Annotated in this window: 1 rRNA gene; it reads left to right on the top strand. The window is 51.4% G+C overall.

Annotated elements, in window-relative coordinates:
• A 23S ribosomal RNA gene (locus tag AYW76_RS18610) occupies nt 1–264 on the top strand; the annotation flags it as partial.
• Nucleotides 265–317: the final 53 nt, after the last annotated feature.

Here is a 317-nt window from a genome sequence, read left to right on the forward strand (position 1 = left end):
GGGGGCTGCTCCTAGTACGAGAGGACCGGAGTGGACGAACCTCTGGTGTTCGGGTTGTCATGCCAATGGCATTGCCCGGTAGCTAAGTTCGGAATCGATAACCGCTGAAAGCATCTAAGCGGGAAGCGAGCCCTGAGATGAGTCTTCCCTGACCCCTTGAGGGTCCTAAAGGGTTGTTCGAGACTAGAACGTTGATAGGCAGGGTGTGTAAGCGTTGTGAGGCGTTGAGCTAACCTGTACTAATTGCCCGTGAGGCTTAACCATACAACACCCAAAGGGTTTTGATGGACTCAAAGCAAGAACTTTGAATGTGTAAA

This window comes from Marinomonas gallaica (assembly GCF_001639745.1).
GTDB lineage: Bacteria > Pseudomonadota > Gammaproteobacteria > Pseudomonadales > Marinomonadaceae > Marinomonas > Marinomonas gallaica.